This is a genomic window from Burkholderia sp. BCC0397, assembly GCF_902832865.1.
Lineage (GTDB): Bacteria > Pseudomonadota > Gammaproteobacteria > Burkholderiales > Burkholderiaceae > Burkholderia.
In genome coordinates this window covers 211,276-232,366 of the sequence record NZ_CADFDL010000004.1, presented here as the reverse complement: position 1 = coordinate 232,366, position 21,091 = coordinate 211,276, and the positions used below count along the sequence as shown (strand labels likewise).

Below are 21,091 nucleotides of genomic sequence, written 5' to 3'. Positions count from 1 at the left end.
ATCATGCCGAAACGCCTTTCCCCGCCTGCCATCGCGTCGCTCGACGCGACCGACCGCGCGATCCTCGCCGCGCTGGCCGACGACGCACGCATCGCGACCAGCGAACTCGCCCGGCAGATCGGGCTGTCGGCGCCCGCGACCGCCGACCGAGTGCGGCGGCTCGAGGCGCAAGGCGTGATCGCCGCGTTCACCGTCGAGCTCGACCCGCGCGCGCTCGGCTACACGCTGCAGGCGATCGTCCGCGTGAAGCCGCTGCCGGGCCAGTTGCATCTGGTCGAGGAGTTGCTGCGGCGGATCCCCGAATTCGTCGAATGCGACAAGGTCACCGGCGACGACTGCTTCATCTGCCGGCTCTACCTGCGCACGATCGAGCACCTCGACGACATCCTGTCGAAGGTGACGGAGCGCGCGGAGACGAGCACCGCGATCGTGAAATCGACGCCCGTGCCGCGCCGCCTGCCGCCGCTCGTCGAGGACGACCACGCGCACCGCTGAGTCGGGGCGGCGCACGTCGCTGAGCCGCAGACGGCGCACGCCGCCCGCTCGCACCGTCACGCGGCCGGGTCGCGCGCCTCGAAGAACGCGAGCAATTCGTCGATCAGCGCGGCGGGCGCCTCTTCCGGAATGTAGTGCCCGCAGTCGAGCGCGCGGCCGCTGACGTCGCGCGCGACGCGCCGCCACTCGTCGAGCGGATCGAAGCAGCGGCCGACGACGCCGTGCTCGCCCCACAGCACGCGCAGCGGGCACGCGACCTTGTTGCCGCGTTCGAGATCCGCACGGTCGTGCTCGAGATCGATCGTCGCCGACGCGCGGTAGTCCTCGCACATCGCATGCACGGCGCCCGGCTGCGCGAGCGCCGCCCGGTACGCGTCGAGCGCCTCGGGTGCGAACGGCGCGAGCCCGGCCGAGCGGTTGCCCATCACGCGCTCGATGTACGCATCGGTGTGCGCGCCGATCAGCGTCTCGGGCAGCGGCTCGGGCTGGATCAGGAAGAACCAGTGGAAATACGCGGTCGCGAATGCGCGATCGGTTTTCTCGTACATCGCGAGCGTCGGCGCGATGTCGAGCAGCATCATCCGCTCGACGGCCTCCGCGTGATCGAGCGCGAGCCGGTGCGCGACCCGCGCGCCGCGATCGTGCGCGCACACGTGGAAATGCTCGAAGCCGAAATGCCGCATCACGGCGACCTGGTCGGCCGCCATCGCCCGTTTCGAATACGGCGTGTGCTGTGCGTCGCTCGGCGGCCGGCCCGATGCGCCGTAGCCGCGCAGGTCGGTGGCGATCACCGTGAAGTGATCCGCGAGCGTCGCGGCAACGCGATGCCAGATCATGTGGGTCTGCGGATGTCCGTGCAGCAACAGCAGCGGCGGACCCGCGCCTCCTTTGACACCGAAAATGTCGGTGTCCTGCACCGTCACGCGAAACGGTGCAAACGCCTCAAACGACATGGTTTGTTTCTCGTTGGTTTGTTATGGCGGCTATTTTATGAGCGCTGGCGCGTCTTCACAGCGGGGTCGCAGCCAGAATCCCTAGAAAGAGAACACTCACTCGATTGCCGCCACACCGCACATTTTGTTAAGCTCGCGTAGAATCGCACGACCGTTCGTATTAATCCCGACGAACGACTTGGTTCCGCAGCTACACTCGAATCACCGTTCGACCGCAAAGCATGGTGTCGGCATCGACGCGACCGCGCCGGCGCCGACCGCCCCCGGAGACTGGAGACATCACATGGCATTGCCCACCGTCCTGCAGAACCTGACGCTCCCCGTCATCGCGTCGCCGATGTTCATCGTCAGCTATCCCGAACTCGTGCTCGCGCAATGCAAGGCGGGCATCGTCGGTTCGTTCCCCGCGCTCAATGCGCGCCCGGCCGAACTGCTGGACGAGTGGCTCACGCAGATCCAGTCGGAACTCGCCGATCACAAGGCGAAGCACCCCGAGGCGGTGATCGGGCCGATCGCGGTCAACCAGATCGTCCACCAGTCGAACGCGCGGCTCGAGCACGACGTGCGCGTGTGCGTCGAGCACAAGGTGCCGATCTTCATCACGAGCCTGCGCGCACCGGCGCGCGAAATCGTCGACGCGGTGCACAGCTACGGCGGCATCGTGCTGCACGACGTGATCAACCTGCGCCACGCGCAGAAGGCGCTCGAAGCCGGCGTCGACGGGCTGATCCTCGTCGCGGCCGGCGCCGGCGGCCACGCGGGCACGACGTCGCCGTTCGCGCTGGTCGGCGAAGTCCGCAAGATCTTCGACGGCCCGATCGTGCTGTCCGGCTCGATCGCGAACGGCGGCTCGATCCTCGCCGCGCAGGCGATGGGCGCCGACTTCGCGTACATGGGCACGCGTTTCATCGCGACGCAGGAAGCGCATGCGATCGACGACTACAAGCACGCGATCCTGAACGCGAAATCGTCGGACATCATCTACACGAACCTCTTCACGGGCGTGCACGGCAACTACATCCGCGAGAGCATCGAGAAGGCCGGCCTCGACCCGGAAGCGCTGCCGGAATCCGACAAGACCAAGATGAATTTCGGCGGCGACAAGACGAAGGCATGGAAGGACATCTGGGGCGCCGGCCAGGGCGTCGGCCTGATGGACGATCTGCCGAGCGTGGGCGCGCTCGTCGAGCGGCTCAAGCGCGAGTACGACGACGCGAAGGCGCGGCTCGGCATCCCGCGCTGACGGATGCGGCGGCCGTCGCGGCCGCCATCGACGCGAGATCGTCGAACCAAGCAAAAAGCGCGAACCGCAGCGGTTCGCGCTTTTTTATTGCCCCGCCGCGGCGGACGATGCGGCTCAGACCGCGCGCTTCATCCGCGTGATCGGCAGCACGCGCAGGCGCGATTCGATCGACGGGCATAGCGACTGCCCTTCGAAACGCGCGGCCAGGAAGTCGACGAACGAGCGCACCTTCGCGGAGACGTGACGACGGCTCGCGTACACCGCATAGATCGGCGCCTCGTGCGGCGGCACCGAATCGAGCAGCACCGGCACGAGCCGGCCCGATTCGATGTCGTCGCCGACCACTTCGGTGCCGAGCAGCGCGATGCCCGCGCCGGCGAGCACGGCCGCGCGCAGCCCTTCGAGATGGTTCACGATCAGGTTGCCGTTCAGGCTCACGCGCGACGCGGCGGCCGCGTCGATCACCAGCGAATCGAGCATCGTCGAATTCGAATCGCGCCGCAGGTAGTTGTGGTTCGCGAGATCGGCGATCGTCTGGGGCGTGCCGTGCTTCTCGAGATACTCGGGCGACGCGACCAGCAGGATGTGCGCGGTCGCGATCTGGCGCGCGACCAGCGACGACGATTTCAATCCGTTCGGCGCCGCGCGCACCGCGACGTCGTAGCCTTCCTCGATCAGGTCGACCACGCGATCGGACAGCGTCATGTCGACGGTCACGTCCGGGAAGCGGCCCGCGTAATCGGTGACGGCCTGCATCACGTGCCGCAGCCCGAACGCGGACAGCGACGTCACGCGCAGCCTGCCCTGCGGCACCACGCTCGCGGCGCCGACGGCCTGGCCCGCTTCGTCGAGTTCGGACAGCGCCTGCACGAGGCGCTCATAGTATTCGCGTCCCGCCTCGGTCGGCGCGACGCGTCGTGTCGTGCGATGCAGCAGCCGCGCGCCGAGCTGCTGCTCGAGGTGCATCACGTGCTTGCTCGCCATCGCCGCCGACATCTGCATGCGCTCCGCCGCGCCGACGAAGCTGCCCACTTCGACGACGTAGCGAAACACATTCATGCTGACGAGGGTATCCATCGAACTAGCTCGCAATCCCGGGGGAATCAACCAATTACGAGATAGGGTAACAAAGGCGAGGAAACAGAAAGGTCAAGAAAGGCAAAACGACGCCGCGAGTGGCGGCGCCGTTTCGGGCGGGAAAACATGCAGCCGAAACGCGCGATTGACGCGCGCGGCCGGCGCACCGATCGCGCGGGCGCGTCAGAACTTCGCGCGGATGCCAGCGCCGAACGTGTTGCCGTTCGACAGGCCGCTGATGTGGTCGTTCATGTAGGCCGCGTAGACGTCGGTGCGCTTGGACAGCGGATAGTCGTAGCCGACGGCCCAGGTCTGGCGCGTCTGGTCGAGGCCGCCCGCGTCGCGCGAGTACGCATACGACGCCATCGCGTTGCCCACGCCGAGCGGCACCGACACGCCGCCCTGCGCGGTGTTCACGTGCCAGCTGCCCGCGACCTGGTCGTTCTTCGTATACATGTACTGGCCGAACAGCTTCACGAGCTTCAGGTCGTAGGTCGCGCCGACCAGCGCGATACCCTGGCTCTTCAGGCCGGTCACGAGCGCGCTCAGATCCTGCGGGCCGTTGTTGAAGTTCACGTACTGATACACGGCGGTCGCCGCGAACGGGCCGTTCGCGTAGTTGAACTGCGCGCTCCACTTCTTCGAACGGTTGTCGCCGGCCTGGTTGCCGAGTGCGTACATCGCGCCGAAATTCAGGCCACCGAACGAAGGCGACGTGTACGACAGCGCGTTGTTCCAGCCCGAATCGCCGACCGCGCCCTGGTCGCTCGGATAGGTCGGGAACGTGCCGAGGCCGAGGAACACGTGGTACACCATCGGCGAGAAGGTGTACGAGTCGTAGAACGGGTTGAACAGGATCGTCGACAGGAACAGGTGCGTGGTCAGGCGGCCTGCCGTCACCGTGCCGTACGGCGAGCTGATGCCGACGTACGCGTTGCGCGCGAAGAACGTGTCGCCCTGGAAGCGGCCGTACTGGCCGTTCTGCGCACGGAAGAAGCTCTCCAGCGTGAAGATCGCCTTGTAGCCGTCGCCGAGATCCTCGGCGCCGTGCAGGCCCCAGTACGAGGTCGACATGCCGCCGCCCGACACGTTCCACGCACGATCGCTGCCCGGGAACTTGGTGGCGCCGACCCATTCGTCGACCTGCCCGTAGAGCGAGACGCTCGACTGCGCATGGGCGGGTGCGGCGGCCGCCACGCAGGCGGCTGCGGCGATCAGCTTGACGGACGTGCGCGACGCACGGCGGGCGAATGCTTTCATTGGATCTCCAGGTTTTGTCGAATAGTCGATAAGTGGCGCGAGCGTTGTTGTTTGGAGCCGAGTGCTTGCGTCGTATGGGGCGCAGCCATCTTTACGGATCATTTGTCCGGTCAAAATTGCGCACACTTATTGCGGGTATAGCGCCGGCATTAACTTCGCGGCATGTATCCATGGCCGGATGGACGGCGGCGGCCCGGCGCGAACGCGGTCGCACGGGCGGCGGCGGCGTGCCATGCGCGCACCGGGCGCGAAAGATAGCGCAATGCGGCGGGAAAATCAGCGGAAATCTGCGCGCGACTGTGGCGAATTCGCATCAGCCGGCAAGGGGACGAGCGCCGGGGCGCTCAGTTTCGGTAGAACGGGGAGAAAGAAGGCGAGTGCGCAGGTTCTTCCTGCGAGCGGGGCGGCGGCATCGGGCGACCGCCGCGCTCCTCGTTGTAGCGGGCGACGTCGGCGCGGATCGAGCCGGCCCGCAACGGGACATTGCCGCCGCCCGGCGGGCGCGGCATCTGGCGGACTTCGGCGCTGATCGGCCGATACGGACTTTGCGCGGCGTAATGGCCGTACGACGGCGTCGGGCGCAGCCCCCAGCGGGAGCCGGAGCCGCTCACGCCGCCGGGACGCATGCCGGCCGGCGGCGGAACGCGGCGCCAGACCGGACCACCGCTGGGGCCGCCGGCCGGCTGACCGTACGCGCGCATGTCGCCGCCGCCGAAGCCGTGGCCGCCGAACCCGTGACCGCCATGGGGCGGCTGGGCCAGCGCGAGCGGCATCAGCAGCGCGCCGAGCACGCCTGCCACCCATCGTCCGATCTTCCGTTTCACCCGTTCCGTCATCGTTCCGTGCCCATCCACGCCCGCCGTCGGCTCCTTTCGGCCGACCCAAGGCTTTCATCAGTAATTTATGAGCGGGCGGAAAGTGTGTCGAGCCAAAAAGTGTTATGTCGCGGGCATCGGTGTAACACCATGTTACTGCTAGGTTTTTCCGCTTCGGGACGCGATCGCGACAGAACATTCTTCTGCGGTTTCACGCTTGGCCGGACAGGTGCGGTGGCCGCCGCCTCATGCGATCGATTCATCAATCGATTTGCACAATGAATTTGTGTAGTGAATCGCCAACCGGGACAATAACGCCATCCGCGCGCGCGACGCGCGCCTTCGCCATTTCCGAATCGAGTTCCCGATGGCCCGTCCCCGTTTTCTTCCCGACAACTTCACGCTCGCGCTCGTCGGCACCGTGGTGCTCGCGAGCCTGCTGCCCTGCCGCGGCCCGGCCGCCCATGCGTTCAACTGGGCGACCAACATCGCTGTCGGCCTGCTGTTCTTCCTGCACGGCGCGAAACTGTCGCGCGAAGCCGTCGTCGCCGGCGCGACGCACTGGCGGCTGCACGCGGTCGTGCTGCTCAGTACGTTCGCGCTGTTCCCGCTGCTCGGCCTCGCGCTGAAACCCGTGCTGCAGCCGCTCGTCACACCGACGCTGTATGCGGGCGTGCTGTTCCTGTGCACGCTGCCGTCGACGGTTCAGTCGTCGATCGCGTTCACGTCGATCGCGAAGGGCAACGTGCCGGCCGCCGTGTGCGCGGCATCGGCGTCGAGCCTGCTCGGGATCTTCGTCACGCCGGCGCTCGTCGGGCTGATGATCACGTCGCAGTCGGCCGCGGCCGCATCGCCGTGGAGCACCGTCGGCAGCATCGTGATGCAGCTGCTCGTGCCGTTCATCGCCGGCCAGTTGCTGCGGCCCGTGATCGGCGGCTGGATCGACCGCAATCGCGGCGTACTGCGCTTCGTCGACCAGGGCTCGATCCTGCTGGTCGTCTACGTCGCGTTCAGCGAGGCCGTCAACGAGGGGCTGTGGCACCAGATTCCGCCGCGCGCGCTCGGCGGCCTGCTCGTCGTCAACCTCGTGCTGCTCGCGATCGCGCTGCTGCTGACCGCGTTCGTCAGCAAGCGGCTCGGCTTCAACCGCGCCGACCAGATCACGATCATCTTCTGCGGATCGAAGAAGAGCCTCGCGGCCGGCGTGCCGATGGCGAAGGTGATCTTCTCGGCGAACGCGGTCGGCGCGATCGTGCTGCCGCTGATGCTGTTCCACCAGATCCAGCTGATGGCGTGCGCGGCGCTCGCGCAGCGCTGGGGCGCGCGCGACACGAGCGGCGAGCACGAGGGCGACGCGACAGCCGCGTCCGGCGCGCTGAGCACGGGCAAGCGCTGACGCGTCCGGGGGCGCGATGGCCGCGGCTTTCCGCCTTCCGCCGCCCGCCTTCCGTCCACCGCCCCTTCCCGCCCCGCCCCCAGCCGTGTCCGGCGCGACGCACCAGCAGCGCCCATCGCGTCACGAAATCTTCATTCAATTCTCCGCGAGCGCTGCCGTTAAGCCGGTCGTCCCGTCGATCCGGCTGCCCTCGCCCATGCCCGCGCCCTCCTCCGATTCCGCCGCCACCCGCACCACGCGCCTGATCGCGGATCGCGCGCTCGCCGCCGTTTTCCAGCCGATCGTCGACCTCGGGTCGGGGACGGTCGTCGGTTACGAAGGGCTGATCCGCGGCCCGCGCGGCACCGACCTCGAGCCCCCCGCCGCACTATTCGCGCAGGCCGCGCGCGAAGGCGCAACCATCGCGCTCGAACAGGCCGCCGCGCTCACCTGCCTCGACGCGTTCGCGGCGCTCGGCTGCGACGGCAAGCTGTTCCTCAATTTCAGCGCGGGCACCATCCTCACGCTCGCCAGCGAACGCGAGCGCGCACGCCAGTTCCTCGGCCGCGCGCGGATCGGCGCCGAGCGCATCGTGATCGAGCTCACCGAGCAGAACGCGATTCCCGATATCGCGGACATCGGGCCGGCGGTCGCGTCGCTGCGCGACGCCGGCATCCAGTTCGCGCTCGACGACTACGGCACCGCGAACGCGAGCATGAACCTGTGGCTGCGCCTGCACCCGGACGTCGTGAAGATCGACCGTTTCTTCATCCACGACATCGCGCGCGACCCGCTCAAGTTCGAAGCCGTGAAGGCGATGCAGCACTTCGCGCACGCGAGCGGCGCACAGCTGATCGCGGAAGGCATCGAGAACGAATGCGACCTGATCGTCGTGCGCGACATGGGCATCTGCTGCGTGCAGGGCTTCCTGCTCGGCCGGCCGAACGCGCAGCCGTCGCGGGTGGTCGCGCCGGCCGCGCGCGACGCGATCCGCGCGCCGCACATCGCGGTGTTTCCCGGCGTGACGCGCGCGGTGCGGCCGGCCGGCACGATCGCCGGGAAGATGCTCGTGCCCGCCCCGGCGCTGCCGCGCGACGCGACCAGCAACGACGTGCTCGACCTGTTCAACCGGATGCCCGACCTGCACGCGGTCGCGCTCGTCGAGCGCGGGCGGCCCGTCGCACTCGTGAATCGCCGCGGCTTCATCGACCGCTTCGCGCTGCCGTATCACCGCGAGGTGTTCGGGAAGAAGCCGTGCCTGCAGTTCGCGAACGATGCGCCGCTGATGATCGACAACGCGACCACCTTCGAGCAGCTCGCGATGCTGCTCGCGCGCCACGACCAGCGCTATCTCGCGGACGGCTTCGTGATCACCGAACACGGCCGCTACGTCGGGCTCGGCACCGGCGAGAGCCTGGTGCGCACCGTGACCGAGATGCGCATCGAGGCCGCGCGCTACGCGAATCCGCTGACCTTCCTGCCCGGCAACATCCCGATCAGCGCGCACATCGACCGGCTGCTCCAGCGCGACGCCGGCTTTCACGCGTGCTACGTCGACCTGAACCAGTTCAAGCCGTTCAACGACCAGTACGGCTACTGGCAGGGCGACGAAGTGCTGAAGTTCGCCGCGACGGTGCTGGCCGGCGTGTGCGACCCGCAGCGCGACTTTCTCGGCCACGTCGGCGGCGACGATTTCCTGGTGCTGTTCCAGCGCGACGACTGGCGCGAGCGCGCCGCCGACGCGATCGCGCGCTTCAACGACGGCGCGCGGCTCTTCTACACGCAGGCCGACCGGCAGGCGGGCGGGCTGCGCGGCGAGGACCGCCACGGCAACCCGGCGTTCTTCGGCTTCGTGACGATGGCGATCGGCGCGGTCGGCGTGCCGGCCGGCGCGCACGGCGCGAAACGCTACGGCAGCGACGAGATCGCGTCGGTCGCGGCGCTCGCGAAGCGGCGGGCGAAGCAGCAGCCGGACGGGCTCGCGGTCGTCGATCTCGATGCCGGCCGCGCCGCGCTACGCCATCGCGGCGAACCGCCGGCCGTGGCGATGGCGGCGGGCTGAACGACGGACAGACAGTCGGCGAGGTGCGCACGGAAAACGCCCGCGCACCATGCGGCCAGCCCGATGCCCGTCCGGCGCAAGACCAGGCTGTTGCGTAACGGCTTCCCGCCGTCGCACGCGGAGGCCGCGGGGCGCCGCGCCCTCCTGCTGGCCCGCAAGCCCACGCGCCGGCTGCCGCCGCTTTTTCCTGCGCTCCGCCGGCACCGCCGGACACCCACACGCCCACCTTGCCTTTTTCGCGTTTTGTTTAGTATTTTTAGTAACGGCGTTTTCGCAGATTAGTGCATTAAAAGCCGTTATTCGCGGGTATTCCCCGGTTATCCGGCCCGAATTACGCGATACGTTTTACTATACAATCGCCTTCAACCTAAACAAACCGGACCCCGAACGATGGGTACGACCATTCGCGATGTGGCGCGGGCGGCAGAGGTTTCGATCGGCACCGTCTCCCGCGCGCTGAAAAACCAGCCCGGCCTGTCCGAAGCCACGCGTGCGCGCATCGTCGAGATCGCACGGCAGCTCGGCTACGATTCCGCCCAGCTGCGGCCGCGCATCCGCCGGCTCACCTTCCTGCTGCACCGCCAGCACAACCGCTTTCCCGCAAGCCCGTTCTTCTCGCACGTGCTGCACGGCGTCGAGGACGCCTGCCGCGAGCGCGGCATCGTGCCCACCCTGCTCACGGTCGGCCCGAACGACGACGTGCTGCGCCAGATGCGCCCGCATGCGCCCGATGCGATCGCGGTCGCCGGCTTCATCGAGCCCGAGACGATCGAGGCGCTCGCCGCCACTGGCCGGCCGCTCGTGCTGATCGACCTGTGGGCGCCCGGGTTGCGCTCGGTCAACATCGACAACGCGACGGGCGCGGCGCTCGCGATGCGCCACCTGCTCGCCACCGGCCGCTCGCGGATCGCATTCATCGGCGGGTCGGCCGCGCACTACAGCATCGCGCAGCGCGCGATCGGCTACCGGCGCGCGTTCTTCGAAGCCGGGCGGCTGTTCGATCCCGCCTACGAAGTGACGATCGATGCGGGCCTCGACCCCGACACGGGCGCCGCGCGTGCGATGGAGCAATTGCTCGACGCGCCCGGCCCACGCCCCGAAGCCGTGTTCGCGTACAACGACGCGGCGGCGCTGGCCGCGCAGCGCGTGTGCATCGCGCGCGGCCTGCGGATTCCGGACGACATCGCGATCGTCGGCTTCGACGACATCCCGGCCGCCGCGCACGCGAGCCCGCCGCTCACGACGCTCGCGGTCGACAAGGAAGCGCTCGGCCGCCGCGGCGTCGAACTGCTGCTCGCGGAAGCGCCCGAGCGCACCGAGATCTCCCTGCCGGTCGAGCTGATCGTGCGGGCCAGCAGCCAGCCCGCCGGCTCCCCGGCATTCGATACCGTAACGGCCACCGAATCATGAACATGCCCCCGGTCCAACCCTGCACGGCCGCGCCGGCCGCCCACACGCAAGCCGCACCGTTCGTCGCGAGCTTCCGCGATCCGTCGTTCCTGCTGTCGCACATCGAAGACACGCTGCGCTTCTACGCAACCAACGCATTCGACCCGACGGGCGGCTTCTACCATTACTTCCGCGACGACGGCAGCGTCTACAACCGCACGTCGCGCCACCTCGTCAGCACCTGCCGGTTCGTCTTCAACTACGCGATGGCGTACCGCCATTTCGGCGATCCGCGCCACCTCGACTACGCGCGCCACGGGCTGCGCTTCCTGCGCGACGCGCACTGGGACGACGCGCTGCAGGGCTACGACTGGGAACTCGACTGGCGCGACGGCGCGAAGCACGCGACGCTCGACGGCACGCGCCACTGCTATGGGCTCGCGTTCGTGCTGCTCGCGGCCGCGCACGCGACGATGGCCGGCATCGACGAAGCGCGCCCGCTGATCGCCACAACCTACGAGCTCGCCGAGCACCGCTTCTGGGATGCGGCCGCGGGCCTGTATGCGGACGACGCGACGCCGAACTGGAACGTGTCGTCGTACCGCGGCCAGAACGCGAACATGCACATGACGGAAGCGCTGCTCGCCGCCTACGAGGCGACCGGCCATCTCACGTACCTCGATCGCGCGGAAAAGCTCGCCTCCCACATCACGCAGCGCCAGGCCGCGCTGTCGGGCGGGCTCGTGTGGGAGCACTACCATGCGGACTGGTCGGTCGACTGGGACTACAACAAGGAAGACAGCTCGAACATCTTCCGTCCGTGGGGCTTCCAGCCCGGGCACCAGACCGAATGGGCGAAGCTGCTGCTGATCCTCGAGCGGCACCGCCCGCTCGACTGGCTCGCGCCGCGCGCGGCCGAACTGTTCGACGCGGCGCTCACGCACGCGTGGGATACCGATCACGGCGGCCTCTGCTACGGCTTCGGCCCCGACTTCACGATCTGCGACCACAACAAGTATTTCTGGGTGCAGGCGGAAACCTTCGCGGCGGCCGCGATGCTCGGCGCACGCACCGGCAGCGAGCGCTTCTGGGACTGGTACGACGAGATCTGGCGCTACAGCTGGGCGCATTTCGTCGATCACCGCTATGGCGCGTGGTACCGGATCCTCACCTGCGACAACCGCAAGTACAGCGACGAGAAGAGCCCGGCCGGCAAGACCGACTATCACACGATGGGCGCCTGCTACGACGTGCTCGCGACCCTCGCGCGCGCGCAACGCAGCGAGCCGACGCAATGAGCGGCGGCACGTTTCCGGCTTTCGTGTCGGCCGGCGACATCCTGACCGACATGGTGCGCGCGGGCGACGCGCAGTGGACCTCGGTGCCGGGCGGCGCCGGCTGGAACGTCGCGCGCGCGGTCGCCCGGCTCGGCGTGCCGAGCGCGCTCGCCGGCTCGATCGGCGAAGACTGCTTCTCCGACGTGCTGTGGCACACGAGCGAAGCGGCCGGGCTCGACCTGCGCTTCCTGCAGCGCGTCGCGCGCCCGCCGCTGCTCGCGATCGTCCACGAGACGCGGCCGCCCGCATACTTCTTCATCGGCGAAGCGAGCGCCGATCTCGCGTTCGATCCCGCGCGGCTGCCGGCCGGCTGGACCGATCACGTGCAATGGGCGCATTTCGGCTGCATCAGCCTCGTGCGCGAACCGCTCGCGGGCACGCTGGCCGCACTCGCGGCCGACCTGCACGCGCGCGGCGTGAAGATCAGCTTCGACCCGAACGTGCGGAACCTGATGACGGCCGCGTACCGGCCGACGCTGGAGAAGATGGCCGCCCTCGCCGACCTGATCAAGGTGTCCGACGAAGACCTGCGGCACCTGTTCGGCGGCGACGGCCCCGACGCGATCGCGGCGGTGCGCGCGCTGAACCCGCAGGCGGCCGTGCTCGTCACGCGCGGCGCGCTGGCGGCGACGCTCCACGCGGACGACGACGTGCACGAGGCCAGCCCGCCGCGCGTCGAGGTGGTCGACACCGTCGGCGCGGGCGACGCGTCGATCGGCGGCCTGCTGTTCAGCCTGATGGCCGCGCCGCAGCGCGGCTGGCGCGAGCATCTCGCGTTCGCACTGGCGGCCGGCGCCGCCGCGTGCCGGCACACGGGCGCGCACGCGCCGACGCTGGACGAGGTCGTCGCGCTACTCGAAGGTTGAAGGGAAGGTGACCGGTCGCTGATCGGTCACCGATAAACCGCACGCACCATGCTGCGCCGCAGTGCTACGATGAAGTGTCCTTTTGCGGGAGAGCACGATGGACACCAACACGTTCACGAAAGGCATCTACACGGCCAAGGCGCATACCCAGCATGCGGGCAACGGCCAGTTCCAGGGTTACGTGATCCTCTCGCGCGACGACGGGGACGACACCGAGAATATGCGCTACGACGTCCACTCGACGAGCCCCAGCGAGGAAGAAGCGTTCGACGAGGCGAAGGCCCTCGCGCACCGGATCCTCGGCGAGATCGAGCTGTGACGCGCGCCCCCTGTTCGGCGCGGCTCAGAGCAGCCGCGCCACCATCGATACCAGCATCGTCAGCACCAGCGTCGACATGAACGGGAACGGGTAGCGCCGCCCGCCGAGCGTCAGCGTGACGTCGCCCGGCATCCGCCCGATACCGAGCTTGCCGAGCCACGGCCAGCAGCGCGTCAGGATCATCACCGCGATGAACGTCGTCAATAGCCAGCGCAGCATCCCGGGTTCCTCGTCAGAGCGCGTGCGAGCGGTCGCCGCGCGCGAATGCGTCGAGCGTGCCGTCGATCCCGCGCGAAAACGCGATCACCTTGAACAGCTCGCCCATCTCGGCCTCCGAGATCAGTTTCTGCACCGCGTTCGCGGCCGGCAGGAAGGCGCGGGTGTCGGACGGGTCGATCGCGGCCAGCGCGTCGGTGATGCCCGCATTCAACAGGAAGCGCGCCTGCGACGTGTAGCCGAGCAGATCGGCGCCGGTCGCGACGCCCGCGTCGTAGATGCCGGTGAATTCGACGTGCGCGGTGATGTCCTGCAGGCCCGGGTACACGAACGGATCGTCGTGCGCGTGGTGACGGTAGTGGCACATCAGCGTGCCGCGGTCGCGCTGCGGGTGGTAGTACTCATGCGCGGGAAAACCGTAGTCGACCAGCAGCACCGCGCCGCGGCCAAGCATCGTGCAGACGGTGCGCGTGAACGCGAGCGCCGCCTCGTGCGTTTCGGTCACGTAGCCGTCGCCGACGTCGAGCGCCTCGAGCACCGCCGGCAGGCCGGCTGCGCCGACCGGCCGGTCGTCGAACACGAACGCCTGCCGCGCGTCGAGCGCAACGCCGCGCTCGCGCCACGCGCCGTCCGCCTTCGCGAACAGCCGCACCGGCATCGCGTCGAGCACCTCGTTGCCGACCACGACGCCGTCGAACCGCTCGGGCAGCGCATCGAGCCAGCGCACCTTCGCGGCCAGCGCCGGCACCGCGGCTTCGATCGTGTCGCGCTGCCGTTCGCGCAACTCGCCGGACAGGTCGACGATCAGGTATTCGTCGAGTTCGACGCCCCGCGCGTCGAGCGCCGCGAGCAGCCCGGCCGCGAGCTTGCCGGTGCCGGCGCCGAATTCCATCACGCGGCGCGTGCCGCTCGCCGCGAGCGCCTCGGCCACCGGTTGCGCGAGCGTCTGCGCAAACAGCGGCGACAGCTCGGGCGCGGTGACGAAGTCGCTGCCGTCGTCGGCGCGGCGCCCGAACTTGCGCGCGCCGCCGCTGTAATAGCCGAGGCCCGGCGCATACAGCGCGCGCTCCATGAAGCGGTCGAACGGCAGCCAGCCGCCGGCGGCCGCGATCTCGTCGCGCAGTTGCGCGGCAAGGGTTTCGGACTGCGCGAGCGCGTCAGGGCCGGGAGCAGGTAAACTAGCGGGTTCGTGAGCTTTCGGGTTCATCCCGGCATTGTAAATGACCGTTTCAGCCGATACGTCGACCCCACGCGTGGTGCTCGTCACGGGCGCCCTGGGCAGCGCGGCCGACGCCGCGTCGATCGGCCGCGCGCTCGCGACGGGTTTCGCGCGCCACGGCTGGGACGTCGCGCTGCAGCGCAGCCACGGCGCGCCGCGCGCGGCCGCCGACGCGCTCGTCGCCGAAGTCGCGGCGCTGGGCCGCCGCGCGGCCGTGCTCGACGCCGATCCGGCCCTGGAAGCCGATGCCGCGGCCCTCGTCGCCGCGTGCGGCGAAGCGCTCGGCCGGCCCGCGTGCGCGGTGTTCGTCAGCGCCAGCGCAGGCGCCGACGACGCGTACACGGTGGACGGTGCGTCGCTCGCCGCCGCGCTCGCGCGCAACGTGACGGCGCCGCTCGCGCTGGCCCGCGCGCTCGCCGACGCGACGCCCGACGCCGCGCGCGAGCACGAAGCGCTGCGCGCATGCGCGATCCACGTACTGGATCAGGCCCTGTTTCACCCGGCACCGGCACAGCTGTCGCACGCGCTGATGCAGGCCGCGTTGAACCGCGCGACGTCGGCGCTCGCACTGGCGCTCGCGCCGAAGGTGCGGGTCGCGGCGCTCGTGCGCGGCCACGCGCCGCACGCGGACGACATCGCGGCGGCCGCCTGCTATCTCGCGAGCGCGCCCGGCATCACGGGCGCGACGCTGACCGTCGACGGCGGCGAGCACCTGGTGCCGCCCGCCGCCGGCCCGAATGAATGAACCGCGCGGGCGCGGCCTGACCGCCGCCGCCCGCGCCGCTTTGCGTGCGCGCACGCCAATTTGACTGGGACGACCATGTTTTCCGCTCTCCTGCACCCCCGCCTCGCGGATTGCCGCAGGCTCTACCTGCGCGACTACGAGGTGCACATCAACATCGGGGCCTTCGAACACGAGAAGCGCGGCGAGCAGCGCGTCGTCATCAACGTCGACCTGTTCGTGCCGCTCGCTCAGTCGACGCCCGTCGACGACCGGCTGCACGAAGTCGTCGACTACGACCTGATGAAGCAGAGCGTCGCGCAGTGCCTCGCGCGCGGCCACATCCACCTGCAGGAAACGCTGTGCGACTCGATCGCCGCGCACCTGCTGGCGCACGATGCCGTGCGCGCGGTACGCGTCCGTACCGAGAAACCGGACGCCTATCCGGACTGCGACGCCGTCGGCGTCGAAGTCTTTCGCATCAAGGACGAGGAGCGCCCATGAACGCCCCCCACATGAACGACACGGCGGCCGACGCCGCCACGCTGGACGAAGCCGCCGCGCCGGCCACCCGCCAGGCGCTGACGCGCCGCGAGCAGAAGGAAGCGTACGAGAACAACAAGCTGTTCAAGCGGATCGTGCGCCAGGTCGGCCAGGCGATCGGCGACTACAACATGATCGAGCAGGGCGACAAGGTGATGGTGTGCCTGTCGGGCGGCAAGGACAGCTACGCGATGCTCGACGTGCTGCTGCGCCTGCGCGAGCGCGCGCCGATCGACTTCGACATCGTCGCGGTGAACCTCGACCAGAAGCAGCCGGGCTTCCCCGAGCACGTGCTGCCCGAATACCTGAAGCAGGTCGGCGTGCCGTTCCACATCGAGAACCAGGACACCTACAGCATCGTCAAGCGGCTCGTGCCGGAAGGCAAGACGACCTGCTCGCTGTGCTCGCGGCTGCGCCGCGGGATCCTGTACCGCGTGGCCGGCGAGCTCGGCGCGACCAAGATCGCGCTCGGCCATCACCGCGACGACATCGTGCAGACGCTGCTGCTCAACATGTTCTACGGCGGCAAGCTGAAGGGCATGCCGCCGAAGCTGCAGTCGGACGACGGCAAGAACATCGTGATCCGCCCGCTCGCGTACGTGAAGGAAACCGATCTCGAGAAATACGCGGAGTTGCGCGAATTCCCGATCATCCCGTGCAACCTGTGCGGCAGCCAGCCGAACCTGAAGCGCGCGGAAATGAAGGCGCTGATCCGCGAATGGGACAAGCGCTTCCCGGGCCGCGTCGAGAACATGTTCAACGCGCTCGCGAAGGTCGTGCCGTCGCACCTGATGGACACGACGCTGTACCCGTTCCAGTCGCTGCGCGCGACGGGCGAAGCCGATCCGCAAGGCGACATCGCGTTCGACGAGGAACCGTGCGCATCGGGTGACGACACCGCCACGCCGGGCGCCTCCCGACCGATCTCGATCGTCCAGTTCGACGACCTGTAAGCAGGGACCGAACACCCGCCGAAACCGGGGCCGGCGGCCTCGTTTCGGCGTTGTCGCCCCACCGCGACAGGCCCGGAGCGCCAGGGGCCGCATGCTAAAATGGACGGCTTCGAACTCCCTGACCAAGCGCGCGCCATGAATATCGTGATTTTGGCGGCAGGCACCGGCAAGCGCATGCGTTCCGCGCTGCCGAAAGTGCTTCACCCGCTGGCCGGCAGGCCGCTCCTCTCCCACGCCATCGCCACCGCGCGCACGCTGCAGCCGTCCCGGCTCGTCGTCGTCGTCGGTCACGGCGCCGAGCAGGTCCAGGCCGCCGTCGCCGCACCCGACGTCCAGTTCGCGGTGCAAGCAGAACAGCTCGGCACCGGTCACGCGGTGCGCCAGGCGCTGCCGCTCCTCGATCCCGCGCAACCGACGCTCGTGCTGTACGGCGACGTGCCGCTCACGCGCGCATCGACGCTGCAGCGCCTCGTCGATGCCGCGCGCGAGGGCCGCTACGGGATCCTGACCGTCACGCTCGACGACCCGACCGGCTACGGCCGCATCGTGCGCGACGCGTCCGGTTTCGTCACGCGCATCGTCGAGCAGAAGGATGCGTCGCCGGACGAGCTGAGGATCGCCGAGATCAACACCGGCATCATCGTCACGCCGACGGCCCAGCTGTCGATGTGGCTCGGCGCGCTGAAGAACGAAAACGCGCAGGGCGAGTACTACCTGACCGACGTCGTCGAACTCGCGATCGAGGCCGGCTTCGAGGTCGTCACGTCGCAGCCCGACGACGAATGGGAAACGCTCGGCGTGAACAGCAAGGCGCAGCTCGCGGAGCTCGAACGCATTCACCAGCGTAACGTCGCCGATGCGCTGCTCGTCGACGGCGTCACGCTCGCCGATCCGGCGCGCATCGACGTGCGCGGCACGCTGCGCTGCGGCCGCGACGTGTCGATCGACGTGAACTGCGTGTTCGAAGGCAACGTGACGCTCGCCGACAACGTGACGATCGGCGCGAACTGCGTGATTCGCAACGCGTCGGTCGGCGCGGGCACGCGCATCGACGCGTTCACGCACATCGACGGCGCCGTGCTCGGCGCAAATACCGTGATCGGCCCGTACGCGCGGCTGCGCCCCGGCGCGCAGCTCGCGGACGAAGCGCACGTCGGCAACTTCGTCGAGGTGAAGAACGCGGTGATCGGCCACGGCTCGAAGGCGAACCACCTCACGTACATCGGCGACGCCGACATCGGCGCGCGCGTGAACATCGGCGCGGGCACGATCACCTGCAACTACGACGGCGCGAACAAGTTCCGCACCGTGATCGAGGACGACGTGTTCGTCGGCTCGGACACGCAGCTGGTCGCGCCGGTGCGCGTCGGCCGCGGCGTGACGATCGCGGCCGGCACGACGATCTGGAAGGACGTCGCCGAAGGCGTCCTCGCGTTGAACGAGAAGACGCAGACCGCGAAGAGCGGCTACGTCCGCCCGGTCAAGAAGAAGAGCTGAACCTTTTGCGGGCGCCCGAGCGGCGCTCGCTTCGACTGACAGGATTGACCATACATGTGCGGCATTGTCGGCGCAGTTGCGCAACGTAATATCGTCCCGGTGCTGATCGAAGGATTGCGGCGCCTCGAATACCGTGGCTACGACTCGTGCGGCGTCGCCGTGCTCGAACCGGGCGCGCCGAAACGCGCGCGCAGCGTCGCGCGCGTCGCCGATCTCGATGCGCAGGTGCGCGAGACGCACCTCGAAGGCACGACCGGCGTCGCGCACACGCGCTGGGCCACGCACGGCGCGCCCGTCACGCACAACGCGCACCCGATCTTCTCGTCGAACGCGCTCGCGCTCGTGCACAACGGCATCATCGAGAACTTCGAGTCGCTGCGTGAAGCGCTGCGCGCGAAGGGTTACGAATTCGTGTCGCAGACCGACACCGAAGTGATCGCGCATCTCGTGCACAGCCTGTACCGCGGCAACCTGTTCGACGCGGTGCGTGAAGCCGTGCACCAGCTGCACGGCGCATATGCGATCGCCGTGATCCACAAGGACCAGCCGCACACCGTCGTCGGCGCGCGCCAGGGTTCGCCGCTCGTCGTCGGTCACGGCGACGGCGAGAACTTCCTCGCGTCCGATGCGCTCGCGCTCGCGGGCAGCACCGACCGCTTCACGTTCCTCGAGGAAGGCGACGTGTGCGAGCTGTCGCTCGACGGCGTGACGATCGTCGATCGCCACGGCGCCACCGTGCAGCGCGAGATCCGCGTCGTCAGCGCCTACGGCGGCGCGGTCGAGCTTGGGCCCTATCGCCACTTCATGCAGAAGGAAATCTTCGAGCAGCCGCGCGCGATCGGCGACACCGTGCCGCAGACGGAAGCGTTCGACGCGACGCTGTTCGGCGACGCCGCGCCCGCCGCGTTCGCGGAGATCGACAGCCTGCTGATCCTCGCGTGCGGCACGAGCTACTACTCGGGCCTCACCGCGAAGTACTGGCTCGAATCGATCGCGAAGATCCCGACCCAGGTCGAGATCGCCAGCGAGTACCGCTATCGCGAGTCGGTGCCGAACCCGCGCCAGCTCGTGCTCGTGATCTCGCAGTCGGGCGAGACGGCCGATACGCTCGCGGCGCTCAAGCATGCGCAGTCGCTCGGTCACACGCATACGCTCGCGGTGTGCAACGTCGCGACGAGCGCGATGGTGCGCCTGACCGACATGCAGTTCCTGACGCACGCGGGCACCGAGATCGGCGTCGCGTCGACGAAGGCGTTCACGACCCAGCTCGTCGCGCTGTTCGTACTGGCCGCGACGCTCGGCAAGCTGCGCGGGCACGTCGATGCTGCGCAGGAAGCGCAATTCCTGAAGGAGCTGCGCCACCTGCCGGCCGCGCTGAACAGCGTGCTCGCACTCGAGCCGCAGATCATCGCGTGGTCGGAGGAATTCGCGCGCAAGGAAAACGCGCTGTTCCTCGGCCGCGGGCTGCACTACCCGATCGCGCTCGAAGGCGCGCTGAAGCTGAAGGAAATCTCGTACATCCACGCCGAGGCCTATCCGGCCGGTGAACTGAAGCACGGGCCGCTCGCGCTCGTCACGGAAGCGATGCCGGTCGTCACGGTCGCGCCGAACGACACGCTGCTCGAAAAGCTGAAGTCGAACATGCAGGAAGTGCGCGCGCGCGGCGGCGAGCTGTACGTGTTCGCCGATGCCGACACGCAGATCGTCAACGACGACGGCCTGCACGTGATCCGGATGCCGGAGCACTACGGGCAACTGTCGCCGATCCTGCACGTCGTGCCGCTGCAAATGCTTGCTTATCACACCGCGTGTGCGCGCGGCACCGACGTCGACAAGCCGCGGAATCTCGCGAAGTCGGTGACGGTGGAGTAAGGCCGGTTTGCCGGACGGGCCGTCGCCGGCCCGTCCGGGCGTCGTATCGGCGTCGTATCAGCGTCGTATTGGCATGCAGCGGCCATTCGGCCAGGTCGAAATATGTACCACGTAGTGGTATATAATCCTGTGCCAACTCGACCGGCTCGACATGTCTGCTTCCGTACGACGCGTCTTCAAGACGAAGTGGTTTCACAAGGCAGCCGGGAAAGCGGGAATCGCCGATGGCGAGCTCTGCCGCGCGGTGCGGGAACTGGCCCGCGGCCAGGGCGTCGATCTCGGCGGCAACGTCTGGAAGAAGCGCCTCGACGGGAATCGGCAACGCGGGATCGTGCTGGGCAAGGTCGGGCACACGTGGGTGTTCGTGTTCCTGTTCGCGAAATGCGACCGCGACAACATCGACGCACGCGAGCTGCGCGCCTTCAGAAAGCTCGCCGCGGACGTGGGTCGACACACCGACAGCGACATCGCGACGCTGGTCGCACTGAAAGAGCTTGTGGAGATTTGCAATGGCTAAGGGTCGATTCAAGAGCGACGCGACGGAGGCGGTCCACAGCGCCGCGTCGGGGCTTTATCGCGCCAGCCTGATCGACAAGAAGACGATGCGGGAATACGACGATCTCTGCATCGAAGCCGCCCCGCAGTTCGATCCGGAAGCGATCGCCCGCATCCGCAAGTCGGTCAACGTCAGCCAGAGCGTGTTCGCGCTCTACCTGAACACGACGACATCGACGATCCGCCAATGGGAACAGGGCGACAAGCGGCCGAGCGGCATCGCCGCGCGCATGCTCCAGATCGTCGAGAAACACGGGCTCGAGGTGTTCTCCTGAGCCGGCTTCCCCGAATGCACAGGGTCGGCCCCGGCCGGACGCGCCGCAA

Annotated in this window: 21 protein-coding genes; 15 read left to right on the top strand and 6 right to left on the bottom strand. The window is 68.6% G+C overall.

Annotated features, from left to right (window positions below; genetic code table 11):
- Nucleotides 1–3 precede the first annotated feature (3 nt).
- Nucleotides 4–495: an Lrp/AsnC family transcriptional regulator gene (locus HWX03_RS15190; RefSeq protein ID WP_174390261.1), complete on the top strand. Its 492-nt coding sequence runs from the start codon at nt 4–6 to the stop codon at nt 493–495.
- A gap of 56 nt (nt 496–551) precedes the next feature.
- Here HWX03_RS15190 and HWX03_RS15185 read toward each other — a convergent pair whose 3' ends face one another.
- The gene (locus HWX03_RS15185) at nt 552–1,448 is read right to left on the bottom strand and encodes an alpha/beta hydrolase (RefSeq protein WP_175871746.1); all 897 of its coding nucleotides are present in this window, start codon (nt 1,446–1,448) and stop codon (nt 552–554) included.
- A gap of 283 nt (nt 1,449–1,731) precedes the next feature.
- Here HWX03_RS15185 and HWX03_RS15180 point away from each other — a divergent pair, with 283 nt between their 5' ends.
- Complete coding sequence (locus HWX03_RS15180; protein WP_175822906.1) at nt 1,732–2,691, top strand: nitronate monooxygenase family protein; 960 nt, start codon at nt 1,732–1,734, stop codon at nt 2,689–2,691.
- A 114-nt stretch (nt 2,692–2,805) separates the two neighbouring features.
- Here the strand turns inward: HWX03_RS15180 and HWX03_RS15175 are convergent, their stop codons facing one another.
- The 3 genes from HWX03_RS15175 to HWX03_RS15165 form a co-directional block, all read right to left on the bottom strand.
- A complete protein-coding gene (locus tag HWX03_RS15175; protein WP_006477616.1) occupies nt 2,806–3,768 on the bottom strand; it encodes a LysR family transcriptional regulator in 963 nt (320 codons plus the stop codon).
- A gap of 183 nt (nt 3,769–3,951) precedes the next feature.
- On the bottom strand, nt 3,952–5,028 hold the full coding sequence (locus tag HWX03_RS15170) for a porin (RefSeq protein ID WP_175871745.1): 1,077 nt from the start codon (nt 5,026–5,028) through the stop codon (nt 3,952–3,954).
- A gap of 344 nt (nt 5,029–5,372) precedes the next feature.
- Nucleotides 5,373–5,864: a peptide-binding protein gene (locus tag HWX03_RS15165; RefSeq protein ID WP_175871744.1), complete on the bottom strand. Its 492-nt coding sequence runs from the start codon at nt 5,862–5,864 to the stop codon at nt 5,373–5,375.
- A gap of 346 nt (nt 5,865–6,210) precedes the next feature.
- Here HWX03_RS15165 and HWX03_RS15160 point away from each other — a divergent pair, with 346 nt between their 5' ends.
- The 6 genes from HWX03_RS15160 (at nt 6,211) to HWX03_RS15135 (ending at nt 13,191) form a co-directional block, all read left to right on the top strand.
- Nucleotides 6,211–7,239 (top strand): bile acid:sodium symporter family protein, encoded by a 1,029-nt coding sequence (locus HWX03_RS15160; protein ID WP_175822910.1) that lies wholly within the window; start codon nt 6,211–6,213, stop codon nt 7,237–7,239.
- A 196-nt stretch (nt 7,240–7,435) separates the two neighbouring features.
- The gene (locus HWX03_RS15155; RefSeq protein WP_175871743.1) at nt 7,436–9,280 is read left to right on the top strand and encodes an EAL domain-containing protein; all 1,845 of its coding nucleotides are present in this window, start codon (nt 7,436–7,438) and stop codon (nt 9,278–9,280) included.
- A gap of 390 nt (nt 9,281–9,670) precedes the next feature.
- Entirely contained in the window at nt 9,671–10,690 is a 1,020-nt protein-coding gene (locus tag HWX03_RS15150) for a LacI family DNA-binding transcriptional regulator (protein WP_175822912.1), read from the top strand.
- Complete coding sequence (locus tag HWX03_RS15145) at nt 10,687–11,967, top strand: AGE family epimerase/isomerase (RefSeq protein ID WP_175871742.1); 1,281 nt, start codon at nt 10,687–10,689, stop codon at nt 11,965–11,967. Before HWX03_RS15150 ends, HWX03_RS15145 begins: the two co-directional genes overlap by 4 nt.
- Nucleotides 11,964–12,872 (top strand): carbohydrate kinase, encoded by a 909-nt coding sequence (locus HWX03_RS15140; protein WP_175871741.1) that lies wholly within the window; start codon nt 11,964–11,966, stop codon nt 12,870–12,872. The genes HWX03_RS15145 and HWX03_RS15140 overlap by 4 nt, the downstream gene beginning before the upstream one ends.
- Before the next feature lie 97 nt (nt 12,873–12,969).
- On the top strand, nt 12,970–13,191 hold the full coding sequence (locus HWX03_RS15135; protein ID WP_175822915.1) for a hypothetical protein: 222 nt from the start codon (nt 12,970–12,972) through the stop codon (nt 13,189–13,191).
- Between the two features lie 24 nt (nt 13,192–13,215).
- Here the strand turns inward: HWX03_RS15135 and HWX03_RS15130 are convergent, their stop codons facing one another.
- Nucleotides 13,216–13,410 (bottom strand): DUF2905 domain-containing protein, encoded by a 195-nt coding sequence (locus HWX03_RS15130; RefSeq protein WP_011546377.1) that lies wholly within the window; start codon nt 13,408–13,410, stop codon nt 13,216–13,218.
- Between the two features lie 13 nt (nt 13,411–13,423).
- Nucleotides 13,424–14,614, bottom strand: coding sequence for an SAM-dependent methyltransferase (locus tag HWX03_RS15125; RefSeq protein ID WP_175871740.1), 1,191 nt, complete (start codon nt 14,612–14,614; stop codon nt 13,424–13,426).
- Nucleotides 14,615–14,627: 13 nt separating this feature from the next.
- Here HWX03_RS15125 and HWX03_RS15120 point away from each other — a divergent pair, with 13 nt between their 5' ends.
- The 7 genes from HWX03_RS15120 to HWX03_RS15090 all read left to right on the top strand — a co-directional run bounded on the left by HWX03_RS15120 (nt 14,628) and on the right by HWX03_RS15090 (nt 21,042).
- The gene (locus HWX03_RS15120; RefSeq protein ID WP_175871739.1) at nt 14,628–15,371 is read left to right on the top strand and encodes an SDR family oxidoreductase; all 744 of its coding nucleotides are present in this window, start codon (nt 14,628–14,630) and stop codon (nt 15,369–15,371) included.
- A 75-nt stretch (nt 15,372–15,446) separates the two neighbouring features.
- Nucleotides 15,447–15,851, top strand: a complete 405-nt coding sequence (locus HWX03_RS15115; RefSeq protein ID WP_175871738.1) for a dihydroneopterin aldolase — start codon at nt 15,447–15,449, stop codon at nt 15,849–15,851.
- Nucleotides 15,848–16,843 (top strand): tRNA 2-thiocytidine(32) synthetase TtcA, encoded by a 996-nt coding sequence (gene ttcA, locus HWX03_RS15110; protein WP_175822919.1) that lies wholly within the window; start codon nt 15,848–15,850, stop codon nt 16,841–16,843. The genes HWX03_RS15115 and ttcA overlap by 4 nt, the downstream gene beginning before the upstream one ends.
- Nucleotides 16,844–16,978: 135 nt before the next feature.
- Nucleotides 16,979–18,340, top strand: a complete 1,362-nt coding sequence (gene glmU / locus HWX03_RS15105) for a bifunctional UDP-N-acetylglucosamine diphosphorylase/glucosamine-1-phosphate N-acetyltransferase GlmU (protein ID WP_175871737.1) — start codon at nt 16,979–16,981, stop codon at nt 18,338–18,340.
- Nucleotides 18,341–18,394: 54 nt separating this feature from the next.
- The gene (gene glmS / locus HWX03_RS15100) at nt 18,395–20,212 is read left to right on the top strand and encodes a glutamine--fructose-6-phosphate transaminase (isomerizing) (RefSeq protein WP_175871736.1); all 1,818 of its coding nucleotides are present in this window, start codon (nt 18,395–18,397) and stop codon (nt 20,210–20,212) included.
- A 151-nt stretch (nt 20,213–20,363) separates the two neighbouring features.
- The gene (locus HWX03_RS15095; protein WP_124639880.1) at nt 20,364–20,729 is read left to right on the top strand and encodes a type II toxin-antitoxin system RelE/ParE family toxin; all 366 of its coding nucleotides are present in this window, start codon (nt 20,364–20,366) and stop codon (nt 20,727–20,729) included.
- A complete protein-coding gene (locus tag HWX03_RS15090) occupies nt 20,722–21,042 on the top strand; it encodes a DNA-binding transcriptional regulator (RefSeq protein ID WP_174390770.1) in 321 nt (106 codons plus the stop codon). The genes HWX03_RS15095 and HWX03_RS15090 overlap by 8 nt, the downstream gene beginning before the upstream one ends.
- The last annotated feature ends 49 nt before the right edge of the window (nt 21,043–21,091 follow it).